The following is a 15,886-nucleotide window of genomic DNA, read 5'->3' on the forward strand; positions in this document are numbered from 1 at the left end:
AACACTTTTTGGGAAAACCAAAACCGCTGTTATAGTGGCCAAATGTGATAAATTAGTATTTTAGAATAGTGGGTCAAAGGGACAGGTACATTGTCCCGCAGTTTCTAAGATTTCATTAAACGCTCCTCAAACAATCTTTTTTTCTTTTCAAAGCTAGTATCGGTTGTAAGTTCTTGTCTGGCCATGTTTTCCTGTTCCGTAAGGTTTTTTAACTTTTTATCAACTAGCCATTTTTCTCCTAAGGTAGAGGTATTTTTAGGTTTATCGTTCTGAACGTGCTCTTGAAACCAATCTGGTATGTATTCCTGTCTGGTTGGCTTTTTCATAGATTGTTGGTTCATTTGATTTTTATAAATAAGTCGTGCGGCATGTACATCCTCGATTGTTTGATAGCCCTTATCCACCCAATCTCGCAATATCGCCTCGACATAGCTCCAACGCTTTGATGAATTTTCTACAGCTAGCTTCATAGCCTCGGTCACGAGACTATCTGACAAATCTGTACACCAAACCTTGATTTTGTCAGCGATAAAGCTTCCAATTGTTCCAAATCCATTTTGCTCAAAGAATCGGAACGGGTCTACTTTTTCGGGCGTGTTTTTTGAAGAAGAAGAAATCTCTGAAGTATTCTTTGCTGTACTCTTTGAAGTACTCTCTAGTAATGGTTGGTCCAAGTTGAGCACATCCTCTGTCCAATTTGAACAGCTCGTCTGTTCATTTTGAACACATGGGTTGTCCAGATTGAGCAGGTCGTTTGTCTGATTTGAACACATCGTCTGTTCATTATGGCTAGATGATAAGATATCAACCTCGGAATGTGGATGTTCATTAGTTTTCAAGTTTTCAAGATTATCGTAATTGATGGTGTACCATTTCGTGCGATCAATTTTTAACCTGTTGAAATGATTAGAAGAGAGAAGGCCTTTGTTTTCTAAATTTGTAATCAGTCTACGAATGGTGCTCTTTGAAAAGAAGGGGAACTGTTCGGTGAAGTCATCATAGGTGAAATACACCCATTTTCGGTCCATTTGAATATGATTGGTACGCTTTAACCAATAGTGAATTTGCTGCAAAATAATGCTCTCATGTAAACCAATCAGTTTAGCGAGTGAGGGGATAATAAGTAGAGGTCTTTCCTCAAATAATAAATTTCCATTCATGTCTGTTTCATCCTTTTTGAGTTATTTTGGGTTTGGAGGGACAGGTAACTGCTCCTTTTTTATAAACCTAATAGTGAATGCGTTTGCGGGAATTCTGGAGTTGAATATTGAACGATGCACATAGCTGTACGTGTTAATTGTTTTTGTAGAATGTAGTGAGATTCATTCATGGGTAGTTCTTGATTATTCTTAAATTGGATTATCGATTGGGTTGTTGGATTTGTTTTTTCGGAAGGTCTAATTGTTTTTATGTGATGGTGGAAAATCCAGCTGCACTCAAACGCGGTAGGTGAGTGAGTGGGAAATGCGAAGATCTTTCGTCGAGGATTGATTGGAATGGGTACCTTTTGCACCGCACCGGTTAAGTAGGTGACGGCTTTTCGTCTGCCCTCGTAGGTGGCTCCGCCTTCAAGGCAGGCTGCCTGAATAATTTGTAGTGGAGTCTTTTTAACATAGAGCATTTGAAGTCTTTCCAGAACAATTGTAGCATACTCGATATGGGCTACAGATAATAGCGCCATCGTGTCCTGATTAATGTCATAATCGTTGAGAATTGTATTCATATTTTTAACACTCCTTTGAGGGATAAGTGGGGTAACCGAAGATAAAAAATACCGAGGAGTTAGTCATTTTACTAACTATGGGGGAAAAAACAGAGGAAGTCATTATTCATCGGGATCGTCTAATACTTGGTCTTCAGGAATTTTATCAAAAATTTCATCTACACTGATATTTGCTCTCTTGCGAAGTTTATAAAGAGTGAGAAGTCCAGGACCTCTATTTCCAGTCTCGATCTTACCTATGTATTTGTCATCAATAAACGAATCTCTCGCAACCTCTTCTAAAGTAAGATCCATTTCTTTTCGTGTTTCGCGTAACACCTTACCAAAGTGTTTCGTAAGTTTTTTCTTATCTATATCTCGTTCTACCAAACTAGTAACCCCTTTTTACAACTATTATCTAGTCGCGTAGACCGATGTACCACGTACAACTGTACCCCTTTTTAAAATTATTTCAGAAGAGGATATAACTGTTCTCTTACCCAATTAAGATTATTATTTTCTACTTTTATGCACCTTATTAACTTTGGTAAACTTTTTGATTTTAAATGAAAAGTTTTATGATGATCAAACTTTCTTATTATATTTAGATTAAATGTGACTAAAATTTCACACTTTTAACAACAAAAATTCAAAACTATCAGAAAACACTTGAGAATCATAACAATATGATTTATATTTGTATTAAGAAATTAAATTTCATAAAAACATATAGAAAAAAATTTAATTTCACTAAAATGACGAGAAATAAAGTTTCTTTTGGGGTAATTCGTACATACACAAGCAAAGAGGTGATAGTAAAGAGTTTATACGAATGAAAGCGTTGCAATTTTGTTGGGTGTATCACATTCCATAAAAAACATGACGAGGAGAGAAGAAAATGTTAATTACAATGAAAGAGTTACTAACAGTTGCAAAAGAAAATAAATTTGCTGTAGGGGCGTTCAATGTAGCCGATAGCTCATTTTTAAGAGCAGTTGTTGAAGAGGCAGAAAGCTTAAACTCGCCGGCAATTATTGCAATCCACCCATCTGAACTTGAATTTTTAACAGATGAGTTTTTCTCATATGTAAGACATCGAGTATATGAAAGTGGGGTTCCATTTGTCCTACATCTGGATCACGGTGGTTCGATTGAGGAAGTATTAAGAGCAATACGTTGCGGTTTTACATCAGTAATGATTGATGGTTCCCTTTTACCATATGAAGAAAATGTTGCAATAACAAAAAAAGTAGTAGATATTGCACATACTTTAGGAGTATCAGTGGAGGGTGAACTCGGAACAATTGGAAATACTGGAAACTCTGTTGAGGGCGGAGTATCAAAGATAACGTACACAGAGCCAGCAGAAGCAAGAGATTTTGTTAATAGAACAGGGGTTGACTCTTTAGCTGTTGCGATTGGTACAGCACATGGAATCTACCCAAAAGATATCAAGCCTGAATTGCAGATGGATATTTTAGAGGAAATCAATAGGCTTGTAGATATTCCATTGGTTTTACATGGAGGCTCATCAAATCCTGATGATGAAATCTCACAATCTATAAAACTTGGAGTAGGTAAAATCAATATTTCAAGTGATATGAAATATGCTTATTTTAAAAAAGCGCGAGAAATCTTAAATACTACTGAATACTGGGATCCAAATGTGATCTACCCTGAATGTATTATAGAAGCTCAAAAGGTTATAAATCATAAGATGCATTTATTTGAATCAGTAGGTAAAGCAAGTCTTTACAAAGAATTACCAAATCCTCAGAAAACAGAGAAAAGTGCAGTTTCGGCAAACCGATACTGACATTTTTAATTCGACCTACATCATATGACTCCTTACAGAAAATGTCGTTTTATTTTACACTTCATAGACCTTTCATAATTTCTTATAACATATATCTATTTCAACATTGGAAAGAGAGATGTTACATGGCAAAACTTCAAATAAAAGATTATCAGGAAATTGTGGCAAATATGTTGGTGGATGCTGGAATTATTCTAACAGAATCTGAAAAAGAAAAAATTGAAATTGCAGATTTTGGGTTGAATGATTTAGAGACAACTGGATTACAGTTAATCACATATATTAACAATGAACGTTATTGTGCAAAGGATTTAGTGTTATTTCCAAAACAAACCTGTCCAGAGCACTGTCACCCACCACGTGAGGATGGAAGTCCTGGAAAATTAGAGACATTCCGTTGTCGTAAAGGAACTGTCTATCTTTATGTGGAAGGGCAGGCAAAGGAACAGCCCTTAGTTTCACCACCTGATAAGGATAAAGAATACTATACGGTTTTTAATGAAGTAGTGCTTCATGAAGGCGAGCAGTATACAATACCTGAAAATACAAAGCATTGGTTTCAAGCGGGTTCTGAAGGTGCTATTATTTCAGAGTTCTCATCAAATAGTGATGATGCCTCAGATGTTTTTACAGATCCTAGAATCATTCGTATTCCAAAATGATATAGGTATGGGAAAGGATAGAGACGGAAATTTTAATAGAAAGAAAATCTCCCTTCTTCTCTATCCCAAATTCCTATTCATAACGATTTAATTTTTAGTATGTAACGTAACAAATTGTGTGATTAAAAGAATTGATAATTGGGAGGGGCTCAATTTGAAAGCGTTTAAAAAAGGTGTAGTAGCAGTTATATCGATTGTGAGTATTTTGGTTTTACTTGTAGGCTGTAATTCACAGACTGGGACTTCTGACAAAGATAGTAAGGAAGTTACATTGGAATTTCAACAGTGGTGGGGTGTAGAACTACCAGATGGCTTTCTTCAGGAAATTGTTGACGGATTCACCGAAGAAACGGGTATTAAGGTAAAACTTTTAAGTAATCCGTATGCTGATACGAAAACGCAAATTGCAGCAGGCGCAGCGACAGGAACAATGGCAGATGTTGTTGGACTTGATGGTTCTTGGGTATATGATTTTGCTAAACAGGGAGCAATTGCAGATTTGACGGCCTTGATGAAAGAAAGTGGATATGATGATAGTCAGCTATCTGATCAAATTAGGGTTGATGGGAATACCTATATGATTCCAGTAGTGAATTTTGCATATCCGATGTATGTAAATTTAGATATTTTAAAAGAGGCTGGTATTGAAGAAATGCCTAAAACTTGGTCTGAATTTAGTGAAGTAACTAGTAAAATTACTGAGGCAACAGGGAAGGCAGGTTGGGCAATTCCGTTGTCTACAGAATCTCCAAGTGGAATTCAAAACAATTTTATGAGTTGGCTATGGGCTTCTGGGGGATCCATGTTAAATGATGGCAAGCCTGCTTTAACAGACAATCCAGATTTAACTGCTACTGTTGAGTTTGTTAAAGAATTATTTGATGCTGGTGTAGTAGCTCCGGGTGCATACGCTATGAAAGAAGCAGATATGGTAGAAGAGTTTACAAATGGTCGTATAGCATTTATGCATGATTCACTAGCTCACTTAACGACCATAAAAAAAGGGGCACCCGACTTAAACTTCGATTTTATTCCATCACCGGTTAAAGATGGTTATAGCGGAAAAGGTGGTATGGATGTAGCCAATTGGGGTATTGGAATTGCAGAGAATAGCGAACATAAGGCAGAAGCTATGAAGTTTATTGAATACCTAATGAGTCCTGAAGTAAATGCAGAACTTGCTGTTTATGCAAATGCCTTCCCAGGAAACTCAAAAGCACAACCTGATTATTCACAAGCAGATGAGTTGTTTAGAAAAGCTTATGAACTATACCAAGAGTCATATGCAATTAACGAATTTACTGGACTTCCAACTTCTGAAGAGCTAATGAGAACTTTTGATGAACAACTACAACTTTACCTGGATGGAGATACAAGTTCAGCAAAGGAAATGTTAGCTGAAACACAGAAAATATGGGAAGAAGCGTTTGAATAATAAATACGATTAACCAATGGGATGTATGTTAGACATACATCCCTGTTTAGAAAGGTGGTAATGGAAGGTGAGAACAGAAGCTAAAACTGAAACGATAAGAAGTTTACAGGAAAGTAGAAAACCGCAGTTTTTTAAAAAAACTGAGCCCTATGTATATCTTATACCAACAATTTTGTTAATGGTTGTATTATTAGTAATACCTATTTTTATGGTTATTCGTTATTCATTTTATGACAATGTCATTATTAATAAAAATCCCGAATTTGTAGGTTTTGAAAACTTTAAAGAAATCTTAACAAGTAAATCATTTTTAGTGGCCGTAAAGAATACATCAATTTTTGTTGGCGGTAGTATCATTCTACATATGATTTTAGGTATGACCTTTGCAATGGTATTAAATACAAAATATCTGGGTACGAAAACAAAAGCTATATTTAGAGTAATATTTTCTTTGCCATGGATGTTCACTGCAGCTGTTATAGCAGTTCTATGGAAGTTGCTATTAAGTCCCAACGGATTTATTAACTTTCTATTAGTAGAATTAAATTTAACTAGTAGTCAGATAGAATGGTTAGCCTCACGAGACTTTGCATTGTTTTCTGTCACATCGATTAATATATGGGCTGGATATCCATTCTTTATGATCAGTATTTTAGCCGGACTTCAAGGAATACAATCCGAACTCTATGAATCTGCTGCGATTGACGGTGCAAACAGTGTGCAGAGTTTTTTCCATATTACCATTCCTCAATTAAAACCAATTTTAATTAGCTTAATATTGCTAGATTTTGTTTGGACAATACAACAGTTTGCCCTAATTTGGATGACCACTGGTGGAGGACCAATAGATGCAACGGAGATACTGAGTACGTTTATTTATAAGCAAGGATTTAGTCAGTATGAATATTCTTTGGCTTCAACTAGTGCAGTCATTTTGTTAATCGTATGTACAATCGTTGCGATCTTTTATGTAAGACATCAGAGAGGAAGTGAATAATATGGTTGGAGATAGAAAGTGGTATATTAAAGTTATAACTATAATCCTATTAATTATAGGAACAACCTTTGCTGGTTTTCCGGTTTTATGGATGCTTTTGAATTCTTTTAAACCAAACTCAGAAATCTTTGCATGGCCACCAGTTTGGATTTCCGAGAATTTCACATTCGATGCTTACTTTGAGATTTTCAATGATCCAGAAAAAATTAGATTCTTCATTAACAGCTATATTATCGCTTTTACTGTAGTGATTTTGACATTAATTGTAGGTATCCTAGCTGCGTATAGCTTTAGTAGGTTTGATTATCCAGGTAAAAAAGTGATTAATACTATTATTATAAGTGTTCAAGCGGTACCACCTATTACTTTATTAATTCCATATTTAGGTTTGATTGTAACAATTGGCCTGTATAACACATATTGGGCATTGATTCTAACCTACCTAATATTTACACTACCTTATGCAATCTTAATGATGACTGGATATTTTAATACATTGCCAAAAGACTTAGATGAAGCAGTTATGATCGATGGCGGATCAAGATTTAGGGCGCTTTGGAATGTCCTGGTTCCGGTGTCGCTTCCAGGATTAGTTTCGGTAGGAATGTATACCTTTATGTTGGCATGGAATGAATATCTATTTGCCTTAGCTTTAACTAAGACCAATGAGTTTCGAACTGTCCCTGTAGGAATTAGCCTACTAATGGGGCAGCATGCGTACGAGTGGAATCAAATGATGGCAATGAGCATACTTGGATCGTTACCGATATTACTTCTATTCTTATTCTTCCAAAAATATTTCATTGCAGGGATGACATCTGGAGCTGTTAAAAGCTAGGTAACATCTATAAAAAATAAAAGGTAAACAAATGTTAAGTGGAATGTAAATATATGGGGGCGAATAAGTATGAAAAGTATTTCATTTGGTTTTACGGCTAATATTGATTTGTTAGCCAATGTTACTGAACCCTTCTATGAAGAAATTAAGGAAAATGCCAATGGTGAACATAAACCAGTAATTGATACATGGGAAAAGTTCTGTACCGCTGTAGCATATAATATAGAGAGGGGAAGTGGTGCGGAGTATATTGTAAGCGAACAGTCAGTATTATCTAGATTGGAGAAATCATTGAAATGGAAAAAGGCTATCGGGGGGACCGGTATACAAGCTGGATGCGCAGCTAGTCGTGCAGGATATTTTTCAATTGTAAATATACCTGTAATCTCCGAAGAGTTAGTCTCTTTGGTAACAGATTATGAGAACCTAAAACTCGTACCAAAGAAGACAGGAGAAGTCCCTAAACATTATATTTTAGAATATGATAATGGGATTACTTCAAATAGGATCATTTTTAGAAAAGACAACGAGTTCTCACCGAATATGATTGGGGAGCCCTTTATTAATGAATTATTAAAGGTGGAAAATAACATTAACTGGTTATTGATTTCAGGATATAATTCATTTGATAGTAGTGAGGAAATTACACATTTTTTAAAAGAAACAGTCGATGTTTTAAAATTAATGGGGAATAATAGACCAAAGGTTCATCTTGAACTCGCTTCAATCTGGTCATTGGACGAACAATGGAAAATTATTAAAACACTGCAAGGGTATATTGACAGTATTGGAATGAATGAAGATGAATTTCAAGAGTTATTTAAACTAAACAAACCATTATTAGAATATGAGGATCATCAGTTGATACAAACGATTGATGAAGTCTATGAGCGACTAAATGTTTCATATTTTATTCTTCATACAAAACAGTTTTCCCTAGTTAAATCGACTCGATATGATACGAGTCAATGGGCAATTTCATTACGAAATGGTAATCAGTTTGCTTTTGCTAGAGCCCTAACGGGGAAGATATGTGATAAGAATGAGATTCATTTATTTTCAAAACAATCGTCCTTAAATCCAAGAGGAGAAAAGTTAAAAGAAATCACGAATGGTCGTAAGGATATTACAATTTGTCCAAGTTATATTGGAAGAACTACTAGTACTATAGGTTTGGGAGATACCTTTACTGCTGGATTACTAGTAGAAGCCCCAACTCAATTTAATAAATTGGTAAAAACAACATAAAAATTAGGTGAGTGGGTAAAGAAGTTTGTAGAACAATAGTGAAAAAATGATTACGGGGGTTATTATGTCGACCGTAAAGGAAAACAATTTATTGAATACTGTCAATAGCATGTATCCAACATTACATGAGGCAGAACGAAAAGTTGCTGATTATGTAATAAAGGAATATTTTAACGTAATTGATATGAATGTCTCCGAGCTTTCAGAGCAATGTGATGTCAGTGAAGCAACAATTGTAAGGTTTTGCAAAAGAATTGGACTGAAAGGTTTCCATCATTTTAAAATAACATTGGCAAGAGAAATCAACAATACTGAGAAGACTACACATTCAACAACTATAAATTTGGATAATATTGAAGAGTCTATACAAAATATTTTTGCGTATAAGATTGATGAGCTTAAACAAACAGCTTCATTTCTTGATCCTAAAGCTGTTCAAAAAACCCTTGAGACCATTGGGAAAAGTAGCATAGTTCACTTTGTTGCAGCTGGAAATTCTATTCCTGCTGCTTTAGATGGGGCCTATAAATTTAATCAAATTGGAATTCGTTCCATTGTGAATACCACTCCTGAAATGCAGGTAAGTCTAGCGAAATCTTTGACTGAAAATGATGTTGTTATTGGAATATCAAATTCGGGAAATTCGAAACTATTGCTTCAAATATTTGAGATTGCAAGGAAAAGAAAGGCTTCGACAATTAGTATTACGAATCATTTTAAGTCTCCTCTTTCCAGGATTTCGGATATCCAGCTAACCTGTATCACAAATGAAAAGCTCTTTTTCAAAGAATTTAGTTTTTCGAGGGTACCAGCTATAACAGTTATTGACACATTATTCCTTCTATTATCAAGGATAAACTTCGATACTTCGTTTGAATCGATCAGTGATTTGGAACAATCATTGTCTGATTACAAGTATTAGGAATGAAACAAACTTATAAAGGATGAAATATAAAATGCGATTAAATGGAAAAAGGATTGTCGGATTAATTCATCATGACTTTGAAGATCTTGAACTATGGTATCCAGTGTTAAGGCTTAGAGAAGAAGGGGCAATTGTTGACCTTGTGGGTGAAAAAGCGAATGAAACATACATTGGAAAGTACGGTGTTCCTGCAGTTTCAGATTTGGCCTATTCAGATATAGTGGTGGAAAATTATGATGCCATATTGGTACCAGGGGGATGGGCTCCTGATAAAATTCGGAGATTCCCTGAGGTCTTAACTATGCTGCAGAAGATGAACAAGGCGAAAAAGCCAATTGGACAAATTTGTCACGCTGGCTGGGTATTAATTTCCGCCAAAATCTTGGAAGGAAAAAAAGTAACAAGCACTCCAGGAATTAAGGATGACATGGAAAATGCAGGAGCTATTTGGTATGACGAACCCGTTGTGACAGACGGACACCTAGTATCAAGCCGTCGTCCCCCAGATTTACCCGACTATATGAGGGAATTTATTAATGTTATGGAACAGAAGCAGGCGTAATTACAGGAAGTGATGTATTTGTAGATTTAGACTATTGTAGAGACATTTTTACGTTCTAAGTCCATTAGACCTAATGTGTAAAAGGTGCGGAACTTTGCATTATTGCCTGCAAAGTGGGCACTTTTTTTATTATAGTAAACGGAAAATTTACATTAACTAAAAAAGCAGTATATACTAGTAGTAAAATGATGGAAAAATAGGTGATGACGAAATTTACATTTTTTCATCCTTTTAAAAAATGTATTTTTTATAAAGGAAGTGCTATTTTTGAAACAACCAATTTTCTTAACACCACTATTTCAGGAACGTATTTGGGGAGGAACCAAGTTGCGTACTGAATTTGGATATACGATTGATTCTGACTTAACAGGTGAATGCTGGGCTGTATCGGCCCATCCAAACGGACAAAGTATTGTAAGTGAGGGTCCATACGAGGGGAAAAGTCTGGGTGAATTGTGGAAAGAGCATCGTGAGCTATTCGGAAATATGGAGGGAGACGTTTTTCCGCTCCTCACCAAAATTCTTGATGCCAATAATGACTTATCTATTCAAGTTCATCCAAATGATGAGTACGCGAATAAAAATGAAAATGGTGAACTTGGTAAAACAGAGTGCTGGTATGTGATTGATTGTAAGGAAGATGCAGAAATTATCTATGGTCATACTGCTCAAACGAAAGAGCAATTTGTTCAAATGATTGAGCGTGGAGAATGGAACCAGTTATTAAGCCGTGTAAAGGTGAAACCTGGTGACTTCTTTTATGTCCCTAGCGGAACCATTCACGCCCTTTGTTCAGGAGTTCTTATCTTAGAAACGCAGCAAAGCTCTGACACAACTTACCGTGTATATGACTATGACCGAGTCGATCAAAAGGGGAATAAGCGTGAACTACATATTCAAAAGTCAATTGATGTGACTACCATTCCACATGAAGATATTACGGTTAAGTCTAGTGTTGAGCAAATCCCGGGTGCTGCAATTACGACTTTTGTGGAAGAACAATATTTCTCTGTGTATAAATGGGAAGTTAAGGATTCTGCAGCTTTCTATCAGGACAATCCCTTTCTAATTTGCAGTGTTTTGAAAGGCTCAGCGGAGATTGTAACCGAAGAGGGAAGCTTTACAATTGAAAAAGGCAAACATTTTATCCTACCTGCTGGATTAGGTGAATTTGAAATCAAAGGGAAAGTAGAATTAATCGTTTCTCATCCTTAAATGGTAAAGGAAGGCGAATTTAATATTCTTGGATTAATCGTTCCTTTTAAACATCCTGGAACAAAGGGAATAAAAAACTGCGGTCAATAAAATGACCTGAACCTCACTAAGTATTTATTGTGGGTTCAGGTCATAACCATACTATCTAAACCTATGTAAACCTTCATTTAACTTCTTTGTTTGTTGATAGACTTCTTTGTAAAGTTGATATAATTGGTTATATTTTTGAACAGATGATGGATTAGGTGTAAAGGATTTTTCATATGAGATAAATACCCTTGAGCATTCTTCTAATGAACTGTACCAACCACATCCTACAGCAGCTAATATAGCGGCTCCTAAGGCGGGACCTTGTTCACTAGTTAACTTTACAACCTTTGTATTAAATATATCAGCTTGCATTTGAAGCCATACCATATTCTTAGATCCTCCACCAATTGAGATTATCTTGGAAACATCATTTTTTTCCCTGATAATGTCTAATGATTCTCTTAGAGAGAACGTAACTCCTTCTATAACAGATCTAGTAAAGTGTTTTTTAGTATGAGAAGCATCCATGCCTATAAAACTTGCGCGTATGATTGCATCAGCATGCGGGGTTCTTTCGCCAACTAGATAAGGGGTAAATAAAAGTCCATTTGCCCCAGGAGGAATTGATTCTATACCATCTAAAAGAGATGTGATTGACTCTCCAGTTGCAAAGACTTGTTGAAACCAGTTTAAGCTATAGCCTGCTGAAAGTGTGACCCCCATACTATAATATGCATTCTCCTTGCCGTGATTAAAATAATGGACTTTACCAAGATAATCCTTATTACTTGATGATTCGTAGGAGAGAATAACCCCGGATGTTCCAATACTGCATATAGTTTTTCCTTCCGTTAAAACGCCTGCACCAATCGCTCCTGCCGCATTATCTGCTGCACCAGCAAACACCCTAGTTGATGTAGATAATCCAGTTGCCTTTGCAAATTCTTCCGAAACAGTACCTGTGCAATCATATGATTCAACTAAGGGGGGGAAGATCTTTTTATTTAGATTGAAGCTGTCAATAATTTGATCACTCCACATTTTTTTTGAGATATTTAATAGAAGTGTACCTGCAGCGTCAGAATAATCCATTTCGACTGTACCACTAATTCGAAAGCGAAGGTAATCCTTGGGCAGTAAGAAATAACGTATTTTATTATATATTTCTTTCTCATGTTCTTTAACCCAAAGGAGCTTTGGTAAAGTAAAGCCCTCAAGTGCTTGGTTTTTTGTAATTTCTATGAGTTTTTTTTCACTAAGTACTTCATTAATGTCCCTGCACTGTTTTGTAGTGCGGGTATCATTCCATAAAATTGCATTTCTTAGAACTTGATAGTTTTTATCTAAAAGTACCAAGCCGTGCATTTGTCCAGAAAAGCTAATACCTTCAATATCTTCCTTTTTCCCATCGAAGTTCTCGATGATTTCTGAAATAATCTCCTTTGTTTTAATATACCAATGTTCAGGATCCTGTTCACTATAACCGGACTTTTCTATAATGAGAGGGTAGGGCCTTGATAATGATTTATGTACTACACCACCACGATCAACCAATATTGCTTTAACAGCACTTGTACCTAAGTCAATTCCAATAACATATTTCATGTTTATCCCCCGTTGTTTTTTAGTGTAAAATAAAAATTATCCATCTATAATTATTTATATATTTAAAAAATTCATTGTTTGATTTTCTCAAGCGATATTTATAGAGGTGAATACTATGTTACGAGACGAACAATTAAGGGTCTTTTGGATTTCTAGAATCGATTATGAAAAAAATACGGGAGTTAAAAGTCACTATCATGATGATTTATATCAATTGCTTTTTATTATAGATGGAGACGGGTACATAAAGATTAATGGTGAAATCTATAATCTTCTTCCAAAACATGCTTATTTGTTTCCAAAACAGCATGAGCACAGCTTTCACTTTGAGAAAATATCGTCAACAATCGATGTAAAGTTTGATATTATTAATCGAAAATTAGAGGACTTACTTAAAGATAACAGTCCTTCGATGCCGTATTTCATAGGCGAGTCCCCTAAATTACAGGAACTGTTTAAGTTATCCGTGATGAATTTAAAGGAGCCTAATCCAATTCTTCTTTATCGAATAGATGTTGTGTTCAAAGACTTCTTGCTATCTATTGCACAGGAAAACATGCCGTCCCAAAATTCAATCAATCGTTCCATCTATACCAAAATGAATGAGTATCATCCTAATTTTCCAATCATGGATTATTTGTCTGAAAATTTACAATCAAAAATCACGCTTGAAGATATAGCTCAGCGCTTTAATTTTCATCCTCATTACATTATTGAGCTATTTAGAAAAATATACGATACAACACCGATGAATTTCCTTCAAGATATTAGAATCGAAAAGTCAAAAGAATACTTAGAATTTAGTAGTTTTACAATTACCGAAATTGCCGAATTAATCGGTTTATCGGCCCCGTACTTTTCAAGGTTGTTCCGTAAGAAGGAGGGAATATCTCCAACAGAATACCGAGAACAAGCCAGGACTGTGGTCGGTAAAGATATTCTGCTAGAAGATGAGTTTTTGCCATCTTTTGAGAAACAACCAAAAATTGAATAAATAAGAACCCTCAAAAGGGGGTTCTTATTGGAATAAATTCGGTATGAACATCGATAGATGTGGTATGAATGCAACCAATAAAAGTACAACAATCATACTCAGGTAGAATGGGAGCAATGCCTTAACCACATTTTCAACAGGTACTTTACCAATCGCGCTTCCAACGAATAATGCTCCACCTACTGGAGGAGTAACCAATCCAATAGCCATACAGATCATCATTAAAATACCATAATGAACTGGATCCATACCGATACTTGTTGCAATCGGTAACAATATTGGGGTTGTAATAAGAATGATTGGTGCAACGTCTAATATTGTTCCTAGGAATAAAAGAATAACAATAATAATCAAGGTAATAAGGAATGGGTTATCCGTTAAGCTTAAAAGACTCTCTGATACTAGTTTTGGAACACGAAGTAAAGCTAGTAACCAAGCGAAGCCACTTGAAGTTGCAATTAGGAATAATACGAGAGCCAATGTCTTAAATGTCCGAGAAAGTACAGGAATAATCATTGAAATTTTAACTTCTTTATTAAAAACAAAGCTTATTAAAAAGGCATAGGCAACTGCGATAGCTGCTGATTCTGTAACAGTGAAAATACCAGTCATGATCCCGCCAATGATAATGAGACCGGTAAGTAATCCCGGAACAGCTTCTTTTAAAGCAATCCCTACTTCTTTAAATGAGGAAGGCTTCTCAGCAGGATACTTTCTTTTAACTGCAATAATATAGGCAGTCACCATTAAGCCTATGCCAAGTAGAATTCCAGGTATAATGCCAGCCAAAAACAAAGAACTTATCGAAATTCCCCCACCTGCAGCCAATGCATAAATGATCATATTATGACTAGGAGGTATAACGATTCCTTGTGTCGCACCAGATACAGTTACAGCAACCGAATAGTCTGTATCGTATCCTTTTTTCTTCATCATTGGTATCATAATTGATCCAACGGATGAAGCATCAGCTAATGCTGAACCAGAAATTCCGCCGAAAAGCATACTCGTATTTACGTTAACAATTCCTAATCCCCCACGGAATCTTCCAACAATCACATCAGAAAGTCTGATTAGGCGCTTGGAAATGCCACCTGAATTCATGATTTCTCCAGCAAGGATAAAGAAAGGTATGGCTAAAAGTGAGAAACTATTAATTCCCGCAACCATTCTTTGTACTAGGACCGACAACGGGATATCTAATTGAAATGCTACAATGATGGAAGTTAGGCCCATTGCAAGCGCAACTGGAACACCAAAAATTAATAAAAACAAAAACAATCCTATAAGTGTAGCAACAGCCATTACTCTTCACCCTCTCCTTCATCAGCGATGCCTTCCCATTTTCCAAAAAACTCAAAAAATAAGTATAAAATAGTTAGAAGTCCTGCAATTGGAACAACGACATAGAGTATAGCAGAAGGTGTGTTAATACCCGGAATATATGAATCTTTCATGCTATAAGAGAATTTACTACCTTCAATAAGCATAAACAAGCCAAATAGGAATGCTAATAGTCTTTGCGATGTGATTACCCATTTTTGAAACTTTTTAGGCATTTTATCTACAAATAAGTTTATTTTTATATGGCTATCATCCTGAAATCCAACTGCAATACCAATAAATCCAATCCAAACCATTAATAAGAGTGATAATGGTTGAATCCATGGAGGCGTATAATTAAAAATATATCTCGCAATTACTTGTATACAAATGATGATAGACATAACAGCGATCATGAGTAATGTAAAGGACTCAGTTAACTTTCTTGCTTTAAAGAGAAATTTTTCAATCACAATTTTCCCTCCCTGTTTAGTACTTGAATGTTTACTCTTTATTTAGATAAAGGCAAAGAGT

The 15,886-nt window shown here is 35.6% G+C and carries 16 protein-coding genes; 10 read left to right on the forward strand and 6 right to left on the reverse strand.

Annotation, left to right across the window (positions count from 1 at the left end; all coding sequences use genetic code 11):
* Positions 1 to 104: 104 nt before the first annotated feature.
* From DZB84_RS10160 to DZB84_RS10170, 3 genes are all read right to left on the reverse strand, one after another.
* Positions 105 to 1,160, reverse strand: coding sequence for a DnaD domain-containing protein (locus tag DZB84_RS10160; RefSeq protein ID WP_116352138.1), 1,056 nt, complete (start codon positions 1,158 to 1,160; stop codon positions 105 to 107).
* Positions 1,161 to 1,219: 59 nt separating this feature from the next.
* Positions 1,220 to 1,723 (reverse strand): competence protein ComK, encoded by a 504-nt coding sequence (locus tag DZB84_RS10165; RefSeq protein WP_116352139.1) that lies wholly within the window; start codon positions 1,721 to 1,723, stop codon positions 1,220 to 1,222.
* A 102-nt stretch (positions 1,724 to 1,825) separates the two neighbouring features.
* Positions 1,826 to 2,092 carry a helix-turn-helix domain-containing protein gene (locus tag DZB84_RS10170; RefSeq protein ID WP_116352140.1) on the reverse strand — a complete coding sequence of 89 codons (267 nt, stop codon included), beginning with the start codon at positions 2,090 to 2,092 and terminating at the stop codon, positions 1,826 to 1,828.
* 508 nt (positions 2,093 to 2,600) lie between these two features.
* Here DZB84_RS10170 and DZB84_RS10175 point away from each other — a divergent pair.
* From DZB84_RS10175 to manA, 9 genes are all read left to right on the forward strand, one after another.
* Positions 2,601 to 3,518, forward strand: a complete 918-nt coding sequence (locus DZB84_RS10175; RefSeq protein ID WP_116352141.1) for a ketose-bisphosphate aldolase — start codon at positions 2,601 to 2,603, stop codon at positions 3,516 to 3,518.
* A 125-nt stretch (positions 3,519 to 3,643) separates the two neighbouring features.
* Positions 3,644 to 4,180 (forward strand): D-lyxose/D-mannose family sugar isomerase, encoded by a 537-nt coding sequence (locus tag DZB84_RS10180; protein WP_116352142.1) that lies wholly within the window; start codon positions 3,644 to 3,646, stop codon positions 4,178 to 4,180.
* A gap of 154 nt (positions 4,181 to 4,334) precedes the next feature.
* Positions 4,335 to 5,615, forward strand: coding sequence for an ABC transporter substrate-binding protein (locus tag DZB84_RS10185; protein WP_223254412.1), 1,281 nt, complete (start codon positions 4,335 to 4,337; stop codon positions 5,613 to 5,615).
* Positions 5,616 to 5,682: 67 nt separating this feature from the next.
* The gene (locus DZB84_RS10190; protein WP_223254413.1) at positions 5,683 to 6,612 is read left to right on the forward strand and encodes a carbohydrate ABC transporter permease; all 930 of its coding nucleotides are present in this window, start codon (positions 5,683 to 5,685) and stop codon (positions 6,610 to 6,612) included.
* Between the two features lies 1 nt (position 6,613).
* The gene (locus tag DZB84_RS10195) at positions 6,614 to 7,450 is read left to right on the forward strand and encodes a carbohydrate ABC transporter permease (RefSeq protein ID WP_116352144.1); all 837 of its coding nucleotides are present in this window, start codon (positions 6,614 to 6,616) and stop codon (positions 7,448 to 7,450) included.
* 69 nt (positions 7,451 to 7,519) lie between these two features.
* The gene (locus DZB84_RS10200; protein WP_116352145.1) at positions 7,520 to 8,698 is read left to right on the forward strand and encodes an ADP-dependent glucokinase/phosphofructokinase; all 1,179 of its coding nucleotides are present in this window, start codon (positions 7,520 to 7,522) and stop codon (positions 8,696 to 8,698) included.
* A 64-nt stretch (positions 8,699 to 8,762) separates the two neighbouring features.
* Complete coding sequence (locus DZB84_RS10205) at positions 8,763 to 9,620, forward strand: MurR/RpiR family transcriptional regulator (protein ID WP_116352146.1); 858 nt, start codon at positions 8,763 to 8,765, stop codon at positions 9,618 to 9,620.
* 34 nt (positions 9,621 to 9,654) lie between these two features.
* The gene (locus tag DZB84_RS10210) at positions 9,655 to 10,185 is read left to right on the forward strand and encodes a type 1 glutamine amidotransferase domain-containing protein (protein WP_116352147.1); all 531 of its coding nucleotides are present in this window, start codon (positions 9,655 to 9,657) and stop codon (positions 10,183 to 10,185) included.
* 267 nt (positions 10,186 to 10,452) lie between these two features.
* Positions 10,453 to 11,400 carry a mannose-6-phosphate isomerase, class I gene (gene manA / locus DZB84_RS10215; protein ID WP_116352148.1) on the forward strand — a complete coding sequence of 316 codons (948 nt, stop codon included), beginning with the start codon at positions 10,453 to 10,455 and terminating at the stop codon, positions 11,398 to 11,400.
* 141 nt (positions 11,401 to 11,541) lie between these two features.
* Here the strand turns inward: manA and xylB are convergent, their stop codons facing one another.
* A complete protein-coding gene (xylB, locus tag DZB84_RS10220) occupies positions 11,542 to 13,035 on the reverse strand; it encodes a xylulokinase (protein ID WP_116352149.1) in 1,494 nt (497 codons plus the stop codon).
* Positions 13,036 to 13,150: 115 nt separating this feature from the next.
* On the opposite strand from xylB, the gene DZB84_RS10225 reads away from it, so the two are divergent.
* The gene (locus DZB84_RS10225) at positions 13,151 to 14,029 is read left to right on the forward strand and encodes a helix-turn-helix transcriptional regulator (protein WP_116352150.1); all 879 of its coding nucleotides are present in this window, start codon (positions 13,151 to 13,153) and stop codon (positions 14,027 to 14,029) included.
* Positions 14,030 to 14,053: 24 nt separating this feature from the next.
* Here DZB84_RS10225 and DZB84_RS10230 read toward each other — a convergent pair whose 3' ends face one another.
* On the reverse strand, positions 14,054 to 15,334 hold the full coding sequence (locus DZB84_RS10230) for a TRAP transporter large permease (RefSeq protein WP_116352151.1): 1,281 nt from the start codon (positions 15,332 to 15,334) through the stop codon (positions 14,054 to 14,056).
* Positions 15,334 to 15,825 (reverse strand): TRAP transporter small permease, encoded by a 492-nt coding sequence (locus DZB84_RS10235; RefSeq protein ID WP_116352152.1) that lies wholly within the window; start codon positions 15,823 to 15,825, stop codon positions 15,334 to 15,336. Before DZB84_RS10235 ends, DZB84_RS10230 begins: the two co-directional genes overlap by 1 nt.
* Positions 15,826 to 15,886: the final 61 nt, after the last annotated feature.

It is taken from the genome of Bacillus sp. HNG (genome assembly GCF_003400205.1).
GTDB lineage: Bacteria > Bacillota > Bacilli > Bacillales > Bacillaceae_L > Ferdinandcohnia.

Coding starts and splice junctions, on each gene's coding strand:
- xylB (WP_116352149.1), bottom strand. CDS start 13,035: ATGAAATATGTTATTGGAATTGACTTAGGTACAAGTGCTGTTAAAGCA.
- DZB84_RS10230 (WP_116352151.1), bottom strand. CDS start 15,334: ATGGCTGTTGCTACACTTATAGGATTGTTTTTGTTTTTATTAATTTTT.
- DZB84_RS10180 (WP_116352142.1), top strand. CDS start 3,644: ATGGCAAAACTTCAAATAAAAGATTATCAGGAAATTGTGGCAAATATG.
- DZB84_RS10160 (WP_116352138.1), bottom strand. CDS start 1,160: ATGAATGGAAATTTATTATTTGAGGAAAGACCTCTACTTATTATCCCC.
- DZB84_RS10200 (WP_116352145.1), top strand. CDS start 7,520: ATGAAAAGTATTTCATTTGGTTTTACGGCTAATATTGATTTGTTAGCC.
- DZB84_RS10210 (WP_116352147.1), top strand. CDS start 9,655: ATGCGATTAAATGGAAAAAGGATTGTCGGATTAATTCATCATGACTTT.
- DZB84_RS10195 (WP_116352144.1), top strand. CDS start 6,614: ATGGTTGGAGATAGAAAGTGGTATATTAAAGTTATAACTATAATCCTA.
- DZB84_RS10165 (WP_116352139.1), bottom strand. CDS start 1,723: ATGAATACAATTCTCAACGATTATGACATTAATCAGGACACGATGGCG.
- DZB84_RS10175 (WP_116352141.1), top strand. CDS start 2,601: ATGTTAATTACAATGAAAGAGTTACTAACAGTTGCAAAAGAAAATAAA.
- DZB84_RS10225 (WP_116352150.1), top strand. CDS start 13,151: ATGTTACGAGACGAACAATTAAGGGTCTTTTGGATTTCTAGAATCGAT.
- DZB84_RS10205 (WP_116352146.1), top strand. CDS start 8,763: ATGTCGACCGTAAAGGAAAACAATTTATTGAATACTGTCAATAGCATG.